Annotated in this window: 1 protein-coding gene; it reads left to right on the plus strand. The window is 41.8% G+C overall.

Features of this window, described 5'->3' with window-relative positions:
- The coding region (locus AB5935_RS27565; RefSeq protein WP_368328046.1) for a sugar porter family MFS transporter at nucleotides 1-990 on the plus strand (990 nt) is incomplete at its 5' end.
- Between the last annotated feature and the right edge of the window lie 129 nt (nucleotides 991-1,119).

Raw genomic sequence — 1,119 nt, forward strand, 5'->3', positions numbered from 1 at the left:
TCATTGTATCAGTTGGCTGTAACAGTTGGTTTTTTGGGAGCTTATTTAGTTAACTATCAATTATTGGCATGGGCGGAGAGTGGTACGCAATTAAGTGTGGATTGGTTGAATAAAATATTTATAACTGAAGTATGGAGAGGTATGTTGGGTATGGAAACATTGCCGGCAATCTTATTCTTCATAATCATATTTTTTATTCCGGAAAGTCCCCGCTGGTTAATCGTACGTGGAAAGGAATTGAAAGCTGTAAATATATTAGAGAAAATATATAATTCAATTACAGAAGCGAAAAGTCAATTAAATGAAACGAAATCTGTGCTGACCTCTGAAACAAAATCGGAATGGTCTTTATTGATGAAGCCTGGAATTTTCAAAGCTGTTATTATCGGTGTGTGTATTGCGATTTTAGGACAGTTTATGGGTGTGAACGCAGTACTTTATTATGGCCCTTCTATCTTTGAAAACGCAGGACTTTCAGGAGGAGATTCTCTTTTTTACCAAGTTCTGGTAGGACTAGTCAATACTTTGACCACCGTTCTGGCTCTTGTCATCATTGATAAGGTAGGCCGCAAGAAACTTGTTTATTACGGAGTTTCGGGAATGGTTGTTTCTCTGATTCTCATCGGCCTGTACTTCCTCTTCGGAGATTCCCTGGGAGTATCCAGCCTCTTCCTGCTCGTTTTCTTCCTGTTCTATGTATTCTGCTGTGCCGTGTCTATCTGTGCCGTGGTGTTCGTACTTCTCTCGGAGATGTATCCCACCAAGGTTCGCGGACTGGCCATGTCGATAGCAGGATTCGCTCTGTGGATCGGAACGTACCTGATCGGACAGTTAACCCCCTGGATGCTCCAGAACCTTACCCCCGCCGGAACATTCTTCCTGTTCGCCCTCATGTGCGTGCCGTATATGCTGATTGTCTGGAAACTCGTGCCGGAGACTACTGGGAAGTCGCTGGAAGAGATTGAAAGATATTGGACCCGTTCGGAATAGTAAAACAAAAAGACCTTAATAACTTAATAATAAAAGATGTATGGATTTTAAGAAACTGGCAAATCAATACAAGGATGAACTCTTGGATAATGTTCTTCCTTTCTGGCTTGAGAACTCACAAGACCATGA

Source organism: Phocaeicola sp. RTP21198st1_B8_RTP21198_201120, from assembly GCF_040929485.1.
In the GTDB taxonomy this organism is placed as follows: Bacteria; Bacteroidota; Bacteroidia; order Bacteroidales; family Bacteroidaceae; genus Phocaeicola; species Phocaeicola dorei.